The following is an 18,871-nucleotide window of genomic DNA, read 5'->3' as shown; positions in this document are numbered from 1 at the left end:
GCTAGAGCCCCTGCACCTGCGGCAGGCGCAGCTGCACGAAGCGGTTGGCCAGGCGCAGCTCCCACGGCCGGTCGTAGTGGCCGAGGCGGTACCGCCAGGCGGCCATGGCGCTCAGCGTGCGCTTGGCCCAGCGCGGCGCGCGCATGTCCTGCACGGTCGGGTAGCGGCAGCGCAGCACGGTCACGAAGTCGTCGATGCGCCGGCGCAGGCGCTCGTCCAGCCACGGTGCGTCCGCATGGCAGGCATAGTCGACCCATCGGGGCTGTGCCCATTCGTCCGGCGTGGTGGGGAACGTCACCGGCTCGCCGTGGCGGTCGAACAGTGGCGTGGCGCGATGCTTGCCGCGGTCCTTCTCGTGCATCGCGCTCTCGGGGAGCGGCGTGTAGATGTAGATGACCACCTCGCAGGCCGGGTTCACGCGCTTCAACTGGCGGATGAAGGCGAAGGTCTGCTCGGTCTCCTCCTCGGTGTGGGTCGGCGGCGCGACCATGAAGGAGAACTCCGGGATCACGCCGTGGCGCCGGCACACCTCGGCCACTTCGAGCGTCTGGTCCGGGCGCGTGCCCTTGCGGATCTCCTTGAGCATCTGCCCGCTGGGTGATTCGGCGCCGATGTAGGCCATGCGCAGGCGGCTTTTGCGCACCCGCTTCCAGCTCGCCTCGGACAGCTTGATCAGCGCATCGGCGCGTGCGAAGCACCACCAGGGCAGCTCCAGCCGCGCCAGCACCTCCAGCAGCGGCACCATCTCCGCTTCGCGGTCGAAGAAGTTGTGGTCGAAGAACTGCACCGAGTCGGCGCCGAGCCCGTACTTGAGGTAGCCCAGCTCGCGCTCCAGCCGCGCCGCGGTCGGCAACGCCGTGGCGCCGCCGAACATCGCCGCCACGCCACAGAAGGTGCAGTGGTAGCGGCAGCCGATCGCCGCCTGGTGCGCGACGGTGCGCTGGCCGAGGAAGGTGCGCGCCAGGTACCGGCGCGGGTCGCCGAGCTTGTCGTAGGGCAGCAACGGTGGTGGCTGGCCGGGCGAGAAGCGCCGCGCCGGGTTGTGCACGACGCGCTCGCCGTCCTTCCAGGAGAGTCCGGCGATGCTGCCCGGCGCCGGCCCTTGCCCGGTCAGCGCGGCGACCAGCTCGACCAGGGTCTCCTCGCCCTGGCCGCGCACGGCGTAGTCGACGTAGGGGGCATTGAGCGCGGCGTCGGGAAACAGGGTGGGGAAGTAGCTGCCCCACACGATGGGCAGCCGCGGCGAATGCGCGCGGATGGCCCTGGACAGCTTGATCGCCTCGGGCACGTGCGGGCCGCCCATCACGGTCATGCCGACCACGTCGAAGGACTCGCGGTCCAGTGCGCGCAGTACTTCGGCCACGGTGTCGCGCTCGAGGTTGCCGTCGACGATCCGGCTCTCGCCGCGGCGGTCCAGCGCCGCCGCCAGGTTCAGCAGCGCCAGCGGAAAGCGCGCGCTGTGGCGCGAGGCGATGGTGGGGTTGATCAGCAGCGTGCGGGGCGAACGGGTCATGGAAGGCCTACCGTGGAAAGCTCAAGGCAGCCGGCGCAGACGCAGCACCAGCGCCACGGGCACCTCGAGCGCGGTGCGGTCGAACTGTGCGCCGGCGGGGATGGTGGCCGGGTCGAGCATGGGTTCGCGCACCTCCTCGATGGCCAGCGCCAGCGCCGCGCATGCGGCATGCCAGTGGCTGTACAGGTGCTGCGTGTGGCGCACGGCGTAGCGCTGGCCATCGGCCCTGAAGTCGCGCTGCCAGCCGAGTGCGGTGCCGATCGGGTGCACGTCGCTGCACAGGATCGTGCCGCCCGGCCGGGTCACCCGCCGCAGCTCGGCCAGCGCGGGCCCCAGCGCCTCCAGGTGGCCCAGCACCAGGCCGCAGACAGTGAGATCCGCGCACGCGCCGGCCAGCGGCAAGGCGGTCAGCTGCGCCTGCGCCAGTGGCACCGGGCAGCCGCCCGCCGCCCGCAGCTCCCTGGCGGCCCGGCGCAGCATCGGCGGCGAGAGGTCGATGCCGATCACGTGCGTCGCGCCCCGGCGCAGCGCGTGGCTCATGTAGCGCCCGCTGCCGCAGCCGGCATCCAGCACCGCCAGGCCGTCCAGGCGGGACGGCATCAGTGCCAGCATCGCGCGCTCCTCGGCGCGCATCACCGGGTTGTGCGCGTGCGCGGGATAGGCCGGCGCCCACAGCGCATAGGCGGCAAGCGGGTCGAGGATCGGCGGGCGCGACATCAGCCGGCCTCCGCCAGCGCGAGGGCCGCCGCCGCGGTCGCCCGCAAGCCGGGCTCCAGCACGAGCACCGCGGGATCGGCGAGCCGCCGGTCGAGCAGCTTGGGCCGGCCGTCCAGGGTAATCGCCACCGTCTCGATGCGGACGGCCTCGAACCACGAGGCGAAGTCCGGATCGGCCAGGCACGGCAGCCCGCCGCGCACGACCGCACGCAGGTCGCCGCGCGTGCATTCGAGCAGGTTGCGCGCCGGATCGCCGCCACGGTCCTCGACGATCACCAGGTCAGCGTGCGCGCCGGGCTGCAGGCGCCCGCGGCCGGTGAGCCCGAGAAGGCGCGCGGCATCGGTGGTGACCAGGCGGAGCAACTGCGTCGGGGTGAGGCCGTGGCGGTCCAGCGCCAGGCGCAGTTCCTCCAGCAGGTCGCGTTCGCCGCTCAGGCGCGAGTCGCTGCCCAGCAGCAGGCGCCCGGCGGCGCACAGCCGGCGCGGGTCGAGCGTGCGGCCGAGCAGCCTGCGGTTGCTGCCGGGGCACCACACCACCGCGGCGCCGGCGGCGATCACGCGCTCGATGCCTGCCGCGTCGAGGCCGACGCCGTGCACCAGCACGCTGTTGGCTGCCAGGCAGCCGAGCCGGTCGAGTTCGGCCAGTTCGGCACGCGCGATCGCGTCGGTGCCTTCGGCCAGGTGGATCATCCAGGGCCGTGGCGGTGGCGTGGCCGCGAAGCTCGCCTGCACCGGCGGTCCGAAGTCGGGCCCGCCCAGTGCATAGCTCCAGCCGAACTCGTGCAGCAGCGCGACCGGGAAGTCGGTCGCGTCCAGCGCCGGATGCCAGGGGTCGTGGTGGACCACGCAGGTGGTGCCGGCCAGCAGGTTCTTCAGCGCGCCGTGGCGCAGCCGGATCGCCTTCGGCACGGCGAGCGCGACGACCACCTCCGGCACGCCGAAGTGGGTGCGGAAGGCCTCGATCCAGGCGTAGCTGTTGGCGAACGGGGCGCCGTCGCGCAGCGGTGGCACGGCGTTGACGTGCAGGTGCTCGTGCGCATTGACCAGGCCGGGGAAGACGAGGTGGCCGCGCAGGTCCAGCCGCCAGGCGGCGGTGGGCGGCGAGGCGGCGATGCGCCCATCGCGGAGCGGCAGCGGGCCGCGCGCCAGGCCCGTGCCCGACCACCAGGCGGCGCCGAGCAGCAGCGTGTCGGGGGACGGGGCGGCGTCCACTTGGGCTCAGCGCCGGTGCATCACGATAAGGAAGTGATCGCCCATGCCGCGCAGCAGCGGCAGGGCGCCGAGGCGGTCGTCCAGCCGGCCCAGCCGCTCGCACCAGGCGCGGCGGCGCCGGTAGAACTCCACCAGGTAGGGCGGCGGCAGGAACAGGCTCAAGGCGCGGTAGCCGTGCAGCGAGAAGTGGGCGGCGAAGGCGCGGTAGAACTCGCGCGGCAGGTAGTAGCGTGTCCAGATCGTGTGGCGGTTCATGCCGACTGCGGTGGGCCGGCGTGCCATGCGCACCAGCGCGCGGCGGAAGCGGCCGCGCAGCCCGTAGTGCAGCAGTTCCCACGGGCAGACGCGGCCGATCACCGAGAACACCAGCGCGCCGCCGGGGCGCAGCAGGCGGGCGCACTCGGCGGCGACCGCGTGCAGGTCGGGCGCGCAGTTGAGCGGCCCGAAGTTGGAGTAGATGCCGTCGAACTCGGCGCTCAGCCGGCCGAGCTGGTGCACGCCCAGGTGGGCCACCGCGACGTGCGAGGCCAGCCCGCTGGCCACCGCGCGCGCCTGCGTGCGCTCGATCATGCGCGGCGACCAGTCGCTGGCGAGCACCTGGTAGCCGCGACGGGCGAACTCGACGGCGTCCAGGCCGGTGCCGCAGCCGAGGTCGAGCAGGCGCGAACCGGCCGGCAGCTCGCGCTGCACGGTCTCCCACAACGTCACGCGCATGCGCTGGATCAGTTCGTTGTTGCCGCGCGGGCCGTCGTAGTCGGCGGCCACGCTGTCGAAGGCGCGCTGGGTGTCGAGCAGCTGCGCCTCGCTCATGCTGCCCGGCGCCGCCGGCGTACCGGCGAGCGCGGCGCCGCCATCGGGCTCGAGTGGGTAGGGTCGTTTCACGGCGGCTCCTCGCGTGGCCATGGCCACCGCAACGACGCAGGGCTGCCGATGGCCAGGGTTCCCGTGAGTGCCGGCTGCCGCCGGTGCGGTTGAACCCGGACCGCGTGCCCGCCGCTGACTCCGGTCTCGGGCCTACGCTGCCCGACGGTCGACGTTCCTGCGCGACCGATCTCGCCCAGCCCGTGGCTCTCGCGAGCCAAAGGCCGGAGGCCCCTCAACCCACGCGACCGCGCCGCGCCGCATGGCGCGCGAGCGCGGCCATCACGCCGAGGCCCAGGCCGAGCACCAGTCCCGCCCCCACGATCAGTACGCGGTTGGGATAGGCGCGCCGGTCGGGCACGTAGATCGGCCAGGCGAGCGAGGTGCGGTAGGAGTAGGTCGCGGTGAGCCGGGCCTTCAGGTCGCTGACGGTCTGCTGCAGTTGGCGCACCTCCTGGTTGCTGCTACTGAGGACCATGCTGGCGAGCATCAGGTCCTGGCGGCTGGGGCGGTCCGCGGCATCGCGCGTCGTGGGCGCCACGGCGCGCTGCAGGCGGTCGCGTTCGGCGGTGGCATCGTCCAGCTGCGCCTGGGCCTGGCGCAGGCGGGCCTGCGCCAGGCCCAGCGGTTCGGCCATCAGGCGTTCGTGCAGCGCGCGCAGGTGCTCGAAGGTGGTTTCGGCGAAGCGCCGGGCCTGCTGCGGCGAGGCCGCGCGCACGCTGAACTTGATCAGGCCGGCGTACGGCGAGGGCTCCAGCCTGAAGCTGTCGCGGTACAGATGCGCCTCGCGCGAACGGAACGGCAGGCCCAGGTCGTGCAGCACCGCGTCCTGGAACGGCACGGTCCCCATGCGGTCGATCACGCGCTGGAACGGCTCGATGCGCGGGTCCTCGCCGGCCGGCACCGGCCCCAGCTGGCCCGGGCGGATCCAGGCGCTCGCCTCCCACTGCGGGCGTGCGGTCAGCGCGAAGGCCAGCGCGCCGGCCAGCACCACGGCGAGCACGGCGGCGAACCAGCGCCATTCGCGGCGCAGCACGCGCCACAGGTCGGCCAGGTAGATCTCGTCTTGTTCCATCGCGGTTACTCAGGTGGCGGAGGTGGAGGGCGCGCCTTGCCCCGGCGCGCGCGCGGTGCGGTCGGGCAACCAGGCGGCGGCCAGCTGCATGAGCAGGCAAAGCACGATGAAGTCGACGTTGGTCCAGATGAAGGCCTGCGGCGCGAACGGCGCCATCACGCAGACGTAGGCCATGCGCAGGAAGATCAGCAGCCCGAACAGCGAGGCGCTGGGCCGCAGCCGCCGCACGCTCCAGCACAGCCAGGCGTACAGCGCGAAGACCGATGCCACCGCGCCCCAGGGGCCCCACGCCAGCAGGAACGGGAAGAACTCCGTGCCGACATTGACGGTCGGCGAATCCAGCGGAATGCCGGTGCCGGCGGTGGCCACCGAGCCGCTCATCGGCACCACCTGGTGGATCAGGAAGCTGGCGTCGTGGTACTGCCTGGCCTCGATCGCGCCGAAGTTGTACGGGCCGGCGGTGATGTAGAGCAGCAACCACTTGATACCCTGCGGCGCGGCCGTGTAGAGCGTGCGGAACGGCAGCGTCACGCCGGTGAGCGGCCCCGAGCGCAGCAGCCCGATCAGCGAGAACACGCTGGCCCCGGCCAGCGCGATCAGCGCGATCCGCTTCCACGGCAGCGGCCGCTCCTCGTCCCGTCGCAGCACCAGCACCAGCGCGATCGCGAACAGTCCGGCGCACAGCCGGTTGCGGTCGACCACCAGCACCGGGAAGACCAGCCCCGTGCCGACCAGCAACCAGCGCAGCCAGCGCTTGCGCACGCACAGCAGGCCGATCGCCGGCAGCGTCCAGCACATGTCGGAGATGTGCCGGATGTGCTCGCGCCCGCCCGCCATGGTGGCGTAGGCGGACGGGTCGTCCACCAGCGTCACCGGGAACAGCGCCAGGTCCAGCAGGCAGAAGCCGAGCACCGCCAGCGCGAACGCGGTTGCGACGAAGGCGTCGCGCGTGCCCGCGTAGTGGCGGCGGAAGCGCCCGAATTCCGGCAGGCGGGCGCTGCCGGGCAGGCGGTCGAGCGCCAGCAGGGCCACGGCGCAGCCGGCGAGCAGCGCGATGCCTTCGCCGTAGCCGGGCGGCAGGTCGTAGGTGAGCCAGGCCAGGCCGCAGGCGAACAGCAGCGGCCAGGCCAGGTAGGTGGAGGGCAGGCGCAGCGCGTTCACGAGGCGTGCTCCACCAGCGGCGGCGGGCGCGGCAGGCCGACCCGCGCCATCGCGGCCAGCGCCAGGTACGCGGCCATGTGCGCGGCCACCGCACCGGGCCGTCGGCGCAGGAACGCGATCTTGGCGCCGATGTAGTGCACCTGCGCGCGCAGCAGGGTGCGGTCCGCGCCCTCGAACAGCGCCAGGTGCCGCTGCGCCACCCCGCGCGACTCGGCCAGGTGCAGCAGGCGGGTCGGCACCTGTCGGGTGCGGCTGACGTTGCCGGCGTGCACGCGGTAGGCGCACACGCGCACGTCGATGAAGCCGAGCGCGTCCCGCGCGGCCAGACGCAGGAAGAAGTCCCAGTCGTCGATGCGCAGGCCCTCGGTCCAACCACCCACCCGCTCCAGCGCGCGCCGCCGCAGCATCGCCACCGCGCCGCCGACCGCCCATTGGCCGATCACGGCGCGGCGGATGCCCTCGTCGCTGCGGTACAGCCGCTTGTTCGCACGGTGCAGGCCACGCATGCCGCTGCCGTGCAGGCGCCGGTCGTCGGTGTCGACCACGATCGAATCGCCGACTACCGCGTCCTTGCGCGGGTGCATGTGCAGGTAGGCGATCTGCGCCGCCAGGCCGCCGGGCAGCAGGTAGTCGTCGCTGGCGCCCAGGCGCAGGAACTCGCCGCGCGCGAGCGTGGCCAGCTCGTTGAGCGTGGCGGCCACGCCCCGGTTGCCACGGCGCACGAAGCGGATCGGCAGCGCGCCACGGTGCGCCTCCACCCAGGCGGCGATGCGCTCGGCGGTGCCGTCGGTCGAACCGTCGTCGACGACCACCAGCTCCTTCGCCGGCCAGGGGTCCTCCAGCACGCTGTCCAGGCAGCGCACCACGAAGCGTTCGTGGTTGAAGGCGGGGATCAGGATGGAGACCAGCGGCGCGCTCATGAGGCCCCCAGGTAGCGTCGCGCCACCACCAGGTTGAAAGCGAAATACAGCGCGTAGTTGACGGTGAACGCCCACACCGCGCCGACCAGGCCGAAGCGCGCGGTGAGCAGGTACACCAGCGCGAGGTAGAGCAGGGCGAACACGCACTCGGAGGCCACGAACAGCCGCGTCATGGCCTTGGCGAGCATCAGGTAGGAGAGCACGAACGAGGCGATCTTGATCACGTCGCCGAGCAGTTGCGGTCCGTACAGTGCGTTGGCCAACGCGAAGTCGCGGCTGAACAGCAGGCGGGTCACCCAGTCGCGCGCCAGGTAGATCGCGCCGGCCAGCGCCGCCACCGCCGGCAGCAGGAAGCGGAAGCCCTGCCGCAGCTCGCGCGCCAGCGCGTCGCGTTCGTGCGTGGCCGCCAGCTTGGGCAGGTAGTAGATGTTGATCGCCGCGGTGAGGAACAGCAGGTAGGCATCGGAGACCCGCGTCACCGCCTGCCAGTAGCCGGCCTGGACCCAGCCGTAGCGGCCGGCCAGGTGTTCGCGCACCGCGATGTTGACCAGCGGCGACAGCAGCGCCGAGCTGATCGTCATCAACGAGAAGGCGGCCAGCCGCGCGGTCATCTCGCGATCGAAGCGGGCCCGCCACATGCCGGGGCGGAAGTACGGGCTGCGCCGGAATGCCGGCAGGCCGACCGCCAGCCACAGCACCTGGCCGATCACCAGCGCCAGCAGCGCGCCGTACAGGCGCAGCCACAACGACAGCACGAGCGCGACGGCGATGCTCAGGGCCGAGCCCAGCACCTGCACCAGCGCCAGCCGGCGCACGTCCATGAAGCCGTTGATCACCGCCAGCAGGTAGTTGAGCAGGGCGATGCCCAGCTGCGCCACCGCGAGCGTGCGGATCAGGTTCTGGTAGCCGGCGTCGTCCAGCAGCCACAGCGCCAGCGGCCGACTCCACAGCAGCGCCAGGCATCCCACCAGGCACGAGGCGCACAGCGCGTACCACAGCGCCGAGGCGAGCAGGCGCGAGAGCCGCGCCGGGTCCTCGCGGTACTCGGCCACGTACTTGACCACCGCCGCGCTGATGCCGCCGCCGGCCAGCACCGCCAGCAGCGACATCAGGCTCATGAACTGGCCGAGCTTGCCCACGCCCGCCGGTCCGGCGAAGGAGGCGACCAGCTTGACCACCACCAGCGCCGCGAGCAGCCGCGCGGCGGTGGCGGCGCTGGAGTACAGGCTGGCCCGCGCGATGTTCACGGCCGTCCCCCGAAGCGACGGCAGGCGGCGACGACCTGCTCGACCGCCACGTCCGACAGGGTCGGGCTCATCGGCAGGCTGAGCACTTCCTCGTGCAGACGCTCGGTGACCGGCAGGTGGGTCTCGTGCAGGTCGGCGTAGGCCGGTTGCCGATGCGGCGGCAGCGGGTAGTGCACCTGGGTCTGGATGCCGTGGGCCTGCAGGTGGCGCTGCAGGGCGTCGCGCTGCCGGCTGCGCACCACGAACAGGTGCCAGGCGTGCGCCTCCTCGCGTACCACGCGGGGCAGCGTGATGCCGGGATGGTCGATGCCGTGCAGGTAGCGCTGCGCCACCTGGCGGCGCAGGCGTACGTCCTCGTCCAGGTACCTTAGCTTCACCCGCAGCAGCGCCGCCTGCAGCTCGTCCAGGCGCGAGTTGGTGCCGCGCAGGGGATGCGCGTACTTGCTCTGCGAGCCGTAGTTCCGCAGCGCGCGGATGCAGTGCGCCAGCGCGTCGTCGTCGGTGGTGACGGCACCGGCGTCGCCCAGCGCGCCCAGGTTCTTGGCCGGGAAGAAGCTGAAGCCCGCGGCGTCGCCGAACGCCCCGGCACGCCGTCCGTCCCAGGCCGCCCCGTGGGCCTGCGCGGCGTCCTCGATCAGCAGCAGCCCGCGTTGCCCGGCCAGCGCGCGCAGTGCCGCCATGTCCGCCAGCTGGCCGTACAGGTGCACCGCCATGACCGCGCGGGTGCGTGGCCCGATCGCCGCCGCGACGGCGGCCGGGTCGAGGTTGAAGGTGCCTGGGTCCGGCTCCACCGGCACGGCCTTGAGGCGGTTGCCGGTGACCGCGAGGAAGCTCGCGATGAAGGTGTTGCCGGGCAGGATCACCTCGTCGCCTTCGGCCAGCCGTCCCAGCTCCAGATAGCCGCGCAGCAGCAGCGCCAGCGCGTCCAGCCCGTTGCCGACGCCGATCGCGTGGCGCACGCCGCACCAGGCGGCGAACTCGCGCTCGAACGCGGCCAGCTCCTCGCCGAGGATGTACCAGCCCGAATCGATCACCCGCGCGGCGGCCGCCTTCAGCTCGTCGGCATGGCGGGCGTTGACCTCCTTGAGGCTGAGGAAAGGCACGTCCATCACAGCGTCCACTCGTAGAAGTCGTGCACCACGGCGCGCGCGCCGAAGCGCTCCTTCTGCGTGACCAGGCCACCGTTGAGTACCCGCCCCTCCTGCTCGGTGGAGATGCCGAAGCTGAAGTAGCGCCGGTCCGCATAGACCCGTTCGATCAGCTCGCCGAGCAGCAGGCTCAGCGCGTCGGTGTGCCGGCCTTCCTCGGAGGCGGCCAGGTACTGCGTGTGCACCGCGTTGCCGAAGTCGTAGACCAGTGCGCCGGCGAGCAGCGTGCCGGCGGCGTGCGCGGTGTGCAGCACGATCTGCCGCGGGAAGCGCTCCTGCAGCAGGCGCAGCTCCGCCAGGCTGTGCGTGGGCGCGGCACCGTGGCGGCGCAGCACCTCCACCAGCAGCGCGTGGAAGGCGGCCAGGTCGCCACCGGTGCCGATGCGCACGCCGGCGTTGCGCGCGTGGCGCAGGTCGCGACGGCGCGCGGGGGCGAAGCGGTAGGGTTCCTGCAGCGCGATCGCCGAGGAAAGGTCGCGCCGCACCAGCCGCGCGCCAAGGCGATGCAGCGCGTACAGGTCCTCCTCCGCCGGATAGGCGTGGAAGATCCACGGCACCGCCTTGTAGCGCACGCACCGCACGCCGGCCGCGCGGTAGTGCTCGCCGATCCGCTCGAAGGCCTCGAGCGTGGCTTCGGCGCGCAGCGCGGGCGTGGACAGCAGTCCCGCGTAGGTCAGGCCGCCGTGGCTAATGACGGTGTCGCCCTCCCGGCTGGCCGGGAATGCGGCCACCGCTTCGCCGTGCCGCGCGATCATCAGCGAGCAGTCGACGAAGCGGTCGGCGTGGTAGTCCATGTAGCCGCGCCGGTGCAGCAGGTTGCCGGTGCGCGAGCGCGCCACCAGCGCGTCCCAGGCATCCGCATCGCCCGGGCGGTAGGGCTCAAGCGCAAGCATGGGCGAGGCCCTCCATCGCGTGGAGTGGCGCTTCGGCCAGGCCGAACCCTTCCACGCCCATGTCGTTGCCGTTGTAGAACATCAGCAGCCGGTCGCCCTGGCGCAGCAGGGCCGGGTAGCACAGGGTGCGCGAGTCCCAGCCGCTTTCGGACAGCGCGAGCCCCAGCTGCTCGTCGCAGCGCGCCCAGTGCACGCCGTCGTCGCCGACCGCGATCCCGGGGAAGTATTCGCCGGTGCGGTTGCCGCGGGTGAAGTACATCAGGTAGCGCCCGTCGAGCCGGTACACCCGCGGGCGGCCGATGCGGTACTCGCTGCCGCGCGGCAGCAGGCAGACGTGGTCTGCGCCGGGAATCGCATGGAGGTCGTCGGTCTCGGCGCAGCGGATGTGGTAGCGCGGGAACGGCGCGCCGCCGATCCATTCCCAGTCGTCGCCGGCCGCGTACCAGAGCCGCCAGCGGCCGCCCTCGTAGTGCGCCGAGTGCACCGCGGCGATGGTGCTGCGCCCGGGCGCGCGGTCCAGCAGCGGGGTTTCCTGCACGCGTTCGAAATGCTCGCCGCCGTCGCGCGACACGGCCAGGCCGGTGAAGGCGAGGAACTTGGCGCGCGCCACGCGCTGGAAGCCGACGTAGAACAGGTGCAGCCCGCCGGGGCCGTCGACCACGTCGCCCAGGATCACGCCGTTGTCGTCGAAGCAGCCGGCGCGGCCGACGTCGAGCACCGGCTCGCGGCTGACCGCGAGCACCACGGTCGGCTCGTCGGCCGACAGGTCGACGTAGCCGATGCGGCTGACGCCCTCGGCGTCGCGGAAGCCCGCGTAGACGCGGATGCGCTCATTGTCGATGCGCCAGGGCGTGGGCGTCAGCGCGGAGTGGCGCATCCAGCCGCCCACGCCCTGCCGCGCGGTCTCGAACACCAGGCCCTTCTTGCGCCACGCGTACATCGTCACCTCACAGCGGCACGTCGAAGCTGGAGCGCCCGTCCAGTGCCCTGGCCGGCGAGCCGACGTAGACGCGGCCGGGCTCGGTGTCACGGGTGACCAGCGCGCCCGCGCCGATCACGTTGTCGGCGGCCACCCTCACGTGGTCGTTGAAGGTGGCGTTGACCCCGACGAAGCTGCCGCTGCCGATCACGCAGTAGCCGGAGATCACCGCGTGCGAGGCGACGAACACGTGGTCCTCGATCACCGTGCGGTGGCCGACGTGATTGCCGCTCCACAGCACGCAGTTGTCGCCCACGCGCACGAACGGCTGGATCACGTTGTTCTCGAAGATGAAACAGTTCTCGCCGACCTGCGCGTTGCGCCACACGAAGGCGCGCGAGCTCACGTACCGCGCCAGCCGGTAACCGCGACGCTTGGCGTCGAGGTAGAAGCGCCGGCGCAGGCGGTTGAGCCGGCTGGCAGGTATCGCGACGAACAGCTCGACCGCATCCGGCGGGTAGCGTTCCTCCAGCGCTTCGTACGGCACCACCGGCAGGCCGGCGAGCTCGGCCTGGGCCAGGTACTCGCGCTCGACGCTGAAGGCGACCACGTCGTAGTCGCTGTCGTGGCGGAAGTATTCGCAGGCGATCTGCGCGAACTCGCCCGCGCCGACGAGAACTAGCGGTCCAGGCATGCCAGCATGCCTGCCGGGTAGAGACTGCCGTGCACTTCCCTGAGGAAGGCGTCGTAGTCGGTGATGTAGTCGTCCGGATCGTACGGCTGGTCGGCCAGCACCATCAGCACGCAGTCCTCACTGAAGTCGTACAGCTCGCGCCAGACCATGCGGCCGAGCAGCAAACCCTGCGAGGGATCGTTCAGCACCACCTCCACCGGGCCGGTGCCGTCGTCCAGCAGGAAGGTGACCGAGCCGCGCACCGGGATCGCCAACTGGTTGAGGTGGCGGTGCGCGTGCCGCCCGCGGTGCACGCCACTGCGGGTGGCAAACAGGTAGTACACGCGCCGGATCGGGAATGGCACGTTCCGCTCCGGCTCCAGGGCGATCAGCATGCCCCGGTGGTCGCCGTGCGACTGCAACTGGATGCGCTCGATGTCCATGCCTCGGCCGATGCGTCGGGACGACTCGCCTGGCTGAGTGCTGCCCGCCCGGCGAAAGGTTGCATCGGACGCGCGCGGTGTCGCCGGTGGCGCAGGACCGCATGGCCCTGGCGCGTACCCGCCAACCTTTCCCGCGCGCGGCGGCACTCATCCACCCGAGTTCCCCGGGCGGCCGGCCCGTCGCGAACGACGACCACGGGTGGAGGACAGGGCTTCGGATGGGATCGGCAAACGAGAAGATGTCCGACTGCGAGGGCGGCGTTTCCGCGAGCGCGCCACTCGTGGGGCGCCAGGCCGACCAGGCGCGCGCCTCCACGGACACATCGCCGCGGGCGCGTCCGCGCCTGGTGGTGGCGTTGCACTGGCTGACCGTGCTGGCGCTGCTGCTCGCCGCCGCCGTGATCCTGGCCCGTGCGCAGGTCGGTGGCAGGGCGTTGCGTGCCGCCCTCTTGGAGATCCACCGCCACCTCGGCCTGGCCGTGCTGCTGCTGTTCGCGCTGCGCATCGCGGTGCGCCTGCGGCTCGGCCCGCTGCCGGACCCGGGCTGCCCTTCCCGGCCGTTGCGTGCCGCCGCCGAGCTGACCCACGCGGCGCTGTACGGCGCGCTCCTGGTGCTGCCGATGCTGGGCTGGATGCTGAGCAACGCCGAAGGCAAGCCGGTGGACCTGCTCGGCCTGCCGCTGCCACAACTGGTGCCGCCGGACCTGGACCTGGCCGACGAACTGCTGGTGTGGCACCAGGGCGCCGCCTGGGCGTTGCTCGCGCTCACCCTGCTGCACGTGGCGGCGGCGCTCTGGCACCACTTCGTGCGGCGCGACGGGGTGCTGCGCGCGATGGGGTTCCGCACCAGGGATTGAGGGGAGGCGGGCCGCCCGCCGCATGGTTCAACGGGGAGTGACGATGATGGCTGATGGAAAACGACAGGCACGTGGACGTGGCATCGCCGGACGGTTGTGGGGCAGCGTGCTTCTACTGGCGGCCGTCACCGGCCTGCCGGCGCAGGCGACGCCGGTGTTCGCCCGGCAGACCGGGTCGGCCTGCGCCGACTGCCACACCGCCGCCTACGGTCCGGCGCTCACGCCCTACGGGATGCGCTTCAAGATCAACGGCTTCACCGAGACCAACGGCGAAGGCATCCAGCTGCCGCTGGCGGCGCAGCTGATCGGGCAGTACACCAACCCCTCGCGCGGCGACAGCTCGACCCGCCTGACCGAGGCGGACCTGTTCCTGGCCGGCCGGCTGACCGACCACGTGGGCGGCTTCGTCAAGGTGGAGGCCGACCGCACCGGCGCCGGCGACTACGACACCAGGCTGAGCAACGTGGACCTGCGCTACGTGCTGAAGGACCTGCAGGTGCGCGGGCGCGACCTCACCCTCGGCGTGAGCGTGAACAACAATCCGGGCTTCACCGACCCGATCGGCGTGCTGCCGGCCCCGTCGTACCTGGGACCACCCGGCACCACCGGCACCCTGCTCAATGCCTCCAGCCCGAACGCGCCGGCCAACCGCGTGATCGGCGCCACCGTCTACGGCTTCTACGACGCGCAGTGGTACGGCGAGGTGGGCAGCTATCGCTCGCTGTCCGCCGCGCGGCAGGACGACCTCGGTTATGCGGTGTCCGGCGACCCGGGCAAGCTGAGCGACACGGCCTACCTGCGCCTGGCCTGGATGAAGGATCTCAAGCGCCAGTTCCTCTCCGCCGGCGTGGTGGCGCTGTCCACCAAGCGCCAGCTGCCGCGCAACGCGCCGAGCGACGACCTCACCGACCTCGGCTACGACTTCAGCTACCAGTTCCTGGGCAACCGCGAGCACATCGTCCAGCTGAGCTACGTGAACGTCTACGAGCGGCGCCACTACGGCAGCACGCCCGGCGTTCCGGGCCTGTTCGCCCACGCGCACGGCTCGGCGCACGACCAGACCCTGTCGGCCACCTACATCTTCAGGCAGAGCTTCGGGATCACCGCGAGCCACCTGATCAGCACGGGCTCGCGGGATCCGGTGCGCTTTCCGCCCTATGGCGACCCGGACACCACCAGCAACCTGCTCAGCGTGTTCTGGACGCCTTTCGGCAAGGAGGACTCATTCACCTCGATCGCCAACATGAAGCTCGCCGCCACCTGGTTCCGCTTCAGCAAGTTCAACGGCCGCGGCTCCAACATCTTCGGCGCGCCGCCGGGCGCGCCGGTCACGGACGCGGCGGACCTGAACGCCTTCTTCGTGTCGCTCAGCCTGGCCTTCTAGGTGGCCGGACCTGGGCAAGCCCTTCGGTCGATCGGCTCCCGCTCGCGGGAGCCGTGGACAAGCACAACCGGAAGCCGGGAGTGAAGCGTGAGCAAGCTGTCCCTGTGGCACCGTCTGCCGTGGCTGGTCCTGGTGGTCCTTCTTCTGCTGGGTCCGCGACTGGCGGCGGCGGGTGATCCGTCCGCGGGCATGGACGTGTTCCGCTCGGAGTGCTCGGAGTGCCACAGCGTGCGGCAGGGCCGCAACAAGAAGGGGCCGAGCCTGTTCGGCATCGTCGGCCGCCACGCCGGTGCGCTGCCGGACTACCACTACTCCGACGCGCTCAAGCGGGCCGACTGGGTGTGGACGCGGGACAAGCTGCGCAGCTACCTTTCGCAGCCGGCCAAGCGGGCCAATCCGGGTACGAGGATGAAGTACGATGGCCTGGATGACGCCACGCAACTGGACGATCTCATCAGCTTCCTGGCCACCGTCCACTGACGCGGCGTGGCCGCCCGCGCGACTGCGGCGGGCCCTGCCTTTCCCGCTTCTCCTCGCCCTCGCCCTGGGCCTGCCCGGCAGGCCGGCGCACGCCCAGGCCGCACCGTTCGGCGGCACCGTGGCGCTGAGCTCGCAGCTGGTCGATCGCGGACTGCCGATCACCCCGGGCACACCGGTCCTGCAGGGCGACCTGCACTGGAGCCCGCGGCCCGGCTGGTCGCTGGGCGTGGCGGCGAGCACCGAATGGCACTCGCCGGGACGACTGGCCGAGGCGCTGGCCGAGGTCTCCCGCGCCTGGGCGGTGTCGGACGACTGGCAGGTGCAGGGAAGCCTGCTCTACTACGACACGCCGCGCCGTGGCCGGGCCCGGCCGTATCACCGCGTGGAAGCCAACCTGACCTGGATCTACCGCGACGTGCTGACGCTGAACCTGTCGGCGTTCCGGCCCACCGGCGTCCGCGATGCGCGCACCGAGCCGGCTGCCGAGGCCAACCTGCGCTGGCCGCTCACGCGGCACCTGTCGCTGGCCGCGGGCCTCGGGGTGGCAGGCTTCCAGCATGCCCACGGCTACTACGGCGCCGGCGAAACCGACTACTACCGCTACGGCCAGGCCGGGCTGGTGTTCGCCGCAGGGCGCTGGCGCGTCGAGCTCGACCGTATCGCTACCGACAACGCCCCGTATCCACGCCGCGGCACCGGCGGGCTGTCGCCGTGGCTGGCCACGGTCGCTTGGTCTTTCTGAGCTTTGGGAGCAACCTTTCCGCCCCGGGCGGGCACCTACCGGGCGAACGGTCGGGTTCCGACCGCCGTCCCTGCGCAACCATGACCGACGCCGATTCCAACGCCGACGCCACCGACCGCATGCTGCTCCAGCGCATGTCGGCGGGCGACCGCGACGCGCTGTCCGTGCTCTACCGCAGCTACCACGGGCGGTTGTGCCGCTTCCTGTCGCGCCTGACCCGGCGCAGCGACATCATCGAAGAGGTCATCAACGACTGCTTCTGGATTGCCTGGCAGAAGGCCGGCAACTTCCACGGCGACTCGCGCGTCTCCACCTGGATCATGGGCATCGCCTACCGCTGCGGCCTGAAAGCCCTGCGCCAGCACGGCGACGAGCCGGTCGAGAGCGATCCGCTGCGCGAGGAGCGCAGCGCCGCCCACGATCCCGGCGAGGATCGCGAGCTGCGCGACTGGCTGGCCAAGGGGCTCGAGCGCCTGTCGGTGGACCAGCGCGTGGTGGTCGAGCTGGTCTACGGCGTGGGCCACGGCCTGGACGAAGTGGCCGCCATCATGCAGTGCCCGGTCGGCACGGTGAAGGCGCGCCTGTTCTATGCGCGCGTGAAGCTGCGCAACGTGCTGCCGGCGCTGGCCGGCGACACGGCTTCCCGACACGAGACACTGCCATGACACTCCCGAACGGATGCGCGCGCGCCTGGGAGGCCATGCCCTGGGTCCTGCAAGGCAGCGCGCCACGAGAACAAGGCGACTGGCTCGCGCGGCACCTGGCCGAGTGCGCCGATTGCCGCGTCGAGTTCGAGCAGCAGAGCCGGCTGCAGCTGGCGCTGTCGCTGCCGCCCGAAAACGCCCCCGACCCGGGGGTGGGGCTGGAGCGCCTGCTGGCGCGCCTGGACCGCCCCGAGCCCGAGCAGGCCCCGCCTCAGCGCGCGGGCGGCTGGCTGACGCGCGCGCTGGTGGCGGCCGTGCTGCTGCAGGCCGTCGGTATCGGCACCCTCGGCGTGAAGCTGTGGTCGGAGCGTCCGGTAGCGGCCTATCGCACGCTCAGCCAGGCGGCACCCCCCTCCGCACCCGGCGCGATCCACGTGGTGCCGGATCCGGGCATGAAGCTGGCTGACTGGAACGCCCTGCTGCACGGCCTGGGGCTGCGGGTGATCGGCGGTCCGAACGACGTCGGCGCCTACACCGTGGTGCCGGCCGGTGACTCGACCGGCGATGCCGTGCGGCGCCTGCGCGCGGCCCCGGGCATCCGTCTCGCGGAACCCGCCAGCCCCGCACCATGAACGGCCGCGCCCTCGCGCTCGTCGCCCTCGCGCTGGCCCTGGCCGGCTGCGCGCGGGTGCCGGCGCGTTCGGCCGGCACGGATGCGCCAACCGCGACCGCGATGGACGGCAGTCGCGACATCGTGCTCGCGGTGGACAATCCCCTCGAACCCCCGGCCATCCACGCCGGTTCGAATCTGCTCGGCTACACGATCACGGGGCACTACGGCGCCGGCCGGCGCGCGTCGGCGACGCTCGCCGCGTTGCGCGAACAGTACGGCTGGCACGAGGTGGCCGGCTGGCCGATCCGTACCCTGCAGCTCTATTGCGTGGTGCTGCGGCCACCGCGGGGCACCACCCGCGAGGCGATGCTCGCCGCGCTGGCGCGCGACGGACGCGTGCAACTGGCCGAACCGCTGCACGAGTTCGCCACCTACGGCGAGGACGACGCGCGGCCGCGCCACTACAACGACCCCTACGCCGAGCTGCAGCGCGGCTTCGTGGAAACCGATGCCGCGCTCGCCCACAACACCAGCCAGGGCGGGGGCACCGCCGTCGCCGTGGTCGATACCGGCGCCGATCCGGCGCACCCCGACCTGCGCGGGCGCATCCGCAGCACCCGCGACCTGGTCGACGGCGACGCCAACACGTTCGCTGGCGACCGTCATGGCACCGAAGTGGCCGGGATCATCGCCGCCACCGGCAACAACCACCTGGGCATCGTGGGCATGGCGCCCGATACGGTGCTCGACGTGTACAAGGCCTGCTGGTACGCCGCCGCCGGTGCCCCGGGCGCGCGCTGCAACTCGTTCACCCTGGCCAAGGCGCTGGCGGCTATCGTCGAGACCGACGCGCGCGTGGTCAACCTCAGCCTGGGTGGTCCCGCCGATCCGCTGCTGGCCCGGCTGCTCGGGCAACTGCTGCAGCAGGGCCGCGTCGTGGTCACCGCGTTGCCGCCCGGCGGACGCATGGGCGGCTTTCCCGACGGCGTGCCCGGCGTGCTGGTGGTGCGCGTCACCTCCGGAGCGCCGGCGCCGCCGGGTGTGCTGAGCGCGCCGGGGCACGACATCCTGAGCACCGAGCCCGGTGGCGGCTACGACTTCAGTTCCGGTTCCTCCATGGCCGCCGCGCACGTCAGCGGCATCGTCGCGTTGCTGCTGGCGATCGATCCCGGGCTGGACGCCGAGGCGATCCACGGGCTGCTGCTGGCCAGCAGCCGGCCGGCCGCGGAGGGACTGCAGGTCGATGCGGCGCGCGCCGTCGCCGGCCTGCGCCGCCTTGCGCGCACCGAGGTGGCGGGCGATCGTCGGTGACGCCGGTCGGGGTGGCGTGACCGGCGCCGGCGTCACGGCGTTCCGTCTGCCGGTGCGGG

General features: G+C 72.3%; 20 protein-coding genes. 7 read left to right on the top strand and 13 right to left on the bottom strand.

Annotated features, from left to right (window positions below; genetic code table 11):
* Position 1: 1 nt before the first annotated feature.
* The 13 genes from WAT24_RS07955 to WAT24_RS07895 all read right to left on the bottom strand — a co-directional run bounded on the left by WAT24_RS07955 (position 2) and on the right by WAT24_RS07895 (position 12,781).
* Complete coding sequence (locus WAT24_RS07955; protein WP_336807312.1) at positions 2–1,513, bottom strand: B12-binding domain-containing radical SAM protein; 1,512 nt, start codon at positions 1,511–1,513, stop codon at positions 2–4.
* A 21-nt stretch (positions 1,514–1,534) separates the two neighbouring features.
* The gene (locus WAT24_RS07950; protein ID WP_336807311.1) at positions 1,535–2,230 is read right to left on the bottom strand and encodes a class I SAM-dependent methyltransferase; all 696 of its coding nucleotides are present in this window, start codon (positions 2,228–2,230) and stop codon (positions 1,535–1,537) included.
* A complete protein-coding gene (locus tag WAT24_RS07945; protein ID WP_336807310.1) occupies positions 2,230–3,441 on the bottom strand; it encodes an amidohydrolase family protein in 1,212 nt (403 codons plus the stop codon). The genes WAT24_RS07950 and WAT24_RS07945 overlap by 1 nt, the downstream gene beginning before the upstream one ends.
* 6 nt (positions 3,442–3,447) lie before the next feature.
* The gene (locus WAT24_RS07940) at positions 3,448–4,251 is read right to left on the bottom strand and encodes a class I SAM-dependent methyltransferase (RefSeq protein WP_336807511.1); all 804 of its coding nucleotides are present in this window, start codon (positions 4,249–4,251) and stop codon (positions 3,448–3,450) included.
* Positions 4,252–4,537: 286 nt separating this feature from the next.
* Entirely contained in the window at positions 4,538–5,377 is an 840-nt protein-coding gene (locus WAT24_RS07935; RefSeq protein ID WP_336807309.1) for a Wzz/FepE/Etk N-terminal domain-containing protein, read from the bottom strand.
* A gap of 9 nt (positions 5,378–5,386) precedes the next feature.
* Entirely contained in the window at positions 5,387–6,538 is a 1,152-nt protein-coding gene (locus WAT24_RS07930) for a hypothetical protein (protein WP_336807307.1), read from the bottom strand.
* Positions 6,535–7,458, bottom strand: a complete 924-nt coding sequence (locus WAT24_RS07925; RefSeq protein WP_336807306.1) for a glycosyltransferase family 2 protein — start codon at positions 7,456–7,458, stop codon at positions 6,535–6,537. The genes WAT24_RS07930 and WAT24_RS07925 overlap by 4 nt, the downstream gene beginning before the upstream one ends.
* The gene (locus WAT24_RS07920) at positions 7,455–8,705 is read right to left on the bottom strand and encodes an O-antigen translocase (protein WP_336807305.1); all 1,251 of its coding nucleotides are present in this window, start codon (positions 8,703–8,705) and stop codon (positions 7,455–7,457) included. Before WAT24_RS07920 ends, WAT24_RS07925 begins: the two co-directional genes overlap by 4 nt.
* The gene (locus WAT24_RS07915) at positions 8,702–9,814 is read right to left on the bottom strand and encodes a DegT/DnrJ/EryC1/StrS family aminotransferase (RefSeq protein WP_336807304.1); all 1,113 of its coding nucleotides are present in this window, start codon (positions 9,812–9,814) and stop codon (positions 8,702–8,704) included. The genes WAT24_RS07920 and WAT24_RS07915 overlap by 4 nt, the downstream gene beginning before the upstream one ends.
* Positions 9,814–10,746 (bottom strand): GNAT family N-acetyltransferase, encoded by a 933-nt coding sequence (locus WAT24_RS07910; protein ID WP_336807303.1) that lies wholly within the window; start codon positions 10,744–10,746, stop codon positions 9,814–9,816. The genes WAT24_RS07915 and WAT24_RS07910 overlap by 1 nt, the downstream gene beginning before the upstream one ends.
* Positions 10,733–11,686 carry a glycoside hydrolase family protein gene (locus tag WAT24_RS07905; protein ID WP_336807302.1) on the bottom strand — a complete coding sequence of 318 codons (954 nt, stop codon included), beginning with the start codon at positions 11,684–11,686 and terminating at the stop codon, positions 10,733–10,735. Before WAT24_RS07905 ends, WAT24_RS07910 begins: the two co-directional genes overlap by 14 nt.
* Before the next feature lie 7 nt (positions 11,687–11,693).
* Positions 11,694–12,359 carry an acetyltransferase gene (locus WAT24_RS07900; protein WP_336807301.1) on the bottom strand — a complete coding sequence of 222 codons (666 nt, stop codon included), beginning with the start codon at positions 12,357–12,359 and terminating at the stop codon, positions 11,694–11,696.
* A complete protein-coding gene (locus WAT24_RS07895) occupies positions 12,344–12,781 on the bottom strand; it encodes a sugar 3,4-ketoisomerase (RefSeq protein WP_336807300.1) in 438 nt (145 codons plus the stop codon). Before WAT24_RS07895 ends, WAT24_RS07900 begins: the two co-directional genes overlap by 16 nt.
* Positions 12,782–13,020: 239 nt before the next feature.
* On the opposite strand from WAT24_RS07895, the gene WAT24_RS07890 reads away from it, so the two are divergent.
* From WAT24_RS07890 to WAT24_RS07860, 7 genes are all read left to right on the top strand, one after another.
* Complete coding sequence (locus WAT24_RS07890) at positions 13,021–13,638, top strand: cytochrome b (protein ID WP_336807299.1); 618 nt, start codon at positions 13,021–13,023, stop codon at positions 13,636–13,638.
* Positions 13,639–13,681: 43 nt separating this feature from the next.
* Positions 13,682–15,022 carry a cytochrome C gene (locus WAT24_RS07885; RefSeq protein ID WP_336807298.1) on the top strand — a complete coding sequence of 447 codons (1,341 nt, stop codon included), beginning with the start codon at positions 13,682–13,684 and terminating at the stop codon, positions 15,020–15,022.
* A gap of 189 nt (positions 15,023–15,211) precedes the next feature.
* Positions 15,212–15,502: a c-type cytochrome gene (locus tag WAT24_RS07880; protein ID WP_336807510.1), complete on the top strand. Its 291-nt coding sequence runs from the start codon at positions 15,212–15,214 to the stop codon at positions 15,500–15,502.
* Complete coding sequence (locus WAT24_RS07875) at positions 15,450–16,244, top strand: TorF family putative porin (RefSeq protein WP_336807297.1); 795 nt, start codon at positions 15,450–15,452, stop codon at positions 16,242–16,244. The genes WAT24_RS07880 and WAT24_RS07875 overlap by 53 nt, the downstream gene beginning before the upstream one ends.
* An 80-nt stretch (positions 16,245–16,324) precedes the next feature.
* Entirely contained in the window at positions 16,325–16,909 is a 585-nt protein-coding gene (locus WAT24_RS07870; RefSeq protein ID WP_336807296.1) for an RNA polymerase sigma factor, read from the top strand.
* A complete protein-coding gene (locus tag WAT24_RS07865; protein WP_336807295.1) occupies positions 16,906–17,520 on the top strand; it encodes an anti-sigma factor family protein in 615 nt (204 codons plus the stop codon). The genes WAT24_RS07870 and WAT24_RS07865 overlap by 4 nt, the downstream gene beginning before the upstream one ends.
* Positions 17,517–18,812, top strand: coding sequence for a S8 family serine peptidase (locus tag WAT24_RS07860; protein WP_336807294.1), 1,296 nt, complete (start codon positions 17,517–17,519; stop codon positions 18,810–18,812). Before WAT24_RS07865 ends, WAT24_RS07860 begins: the two co-directional genes overlap by 4 nt.
* Positions 18,813–18,871: the final 59 nt, after the last annotated feature.

Origin of the sequence: Fulvimonas yonginensis (genome assembly GCF_037137055.1) — a bacterium.
GTDB classification, from domain to species: domain Bacteria; phylum Pseudomonadota; class Gammaproteobacteria; order Xanthomonadales; family Rhodanobacteraceae; genus Frateuria_A; species Frateuria_A yonginensis.
This window is presented reverse-complemented; position numbering and strand designations above follow the sequence as displayed.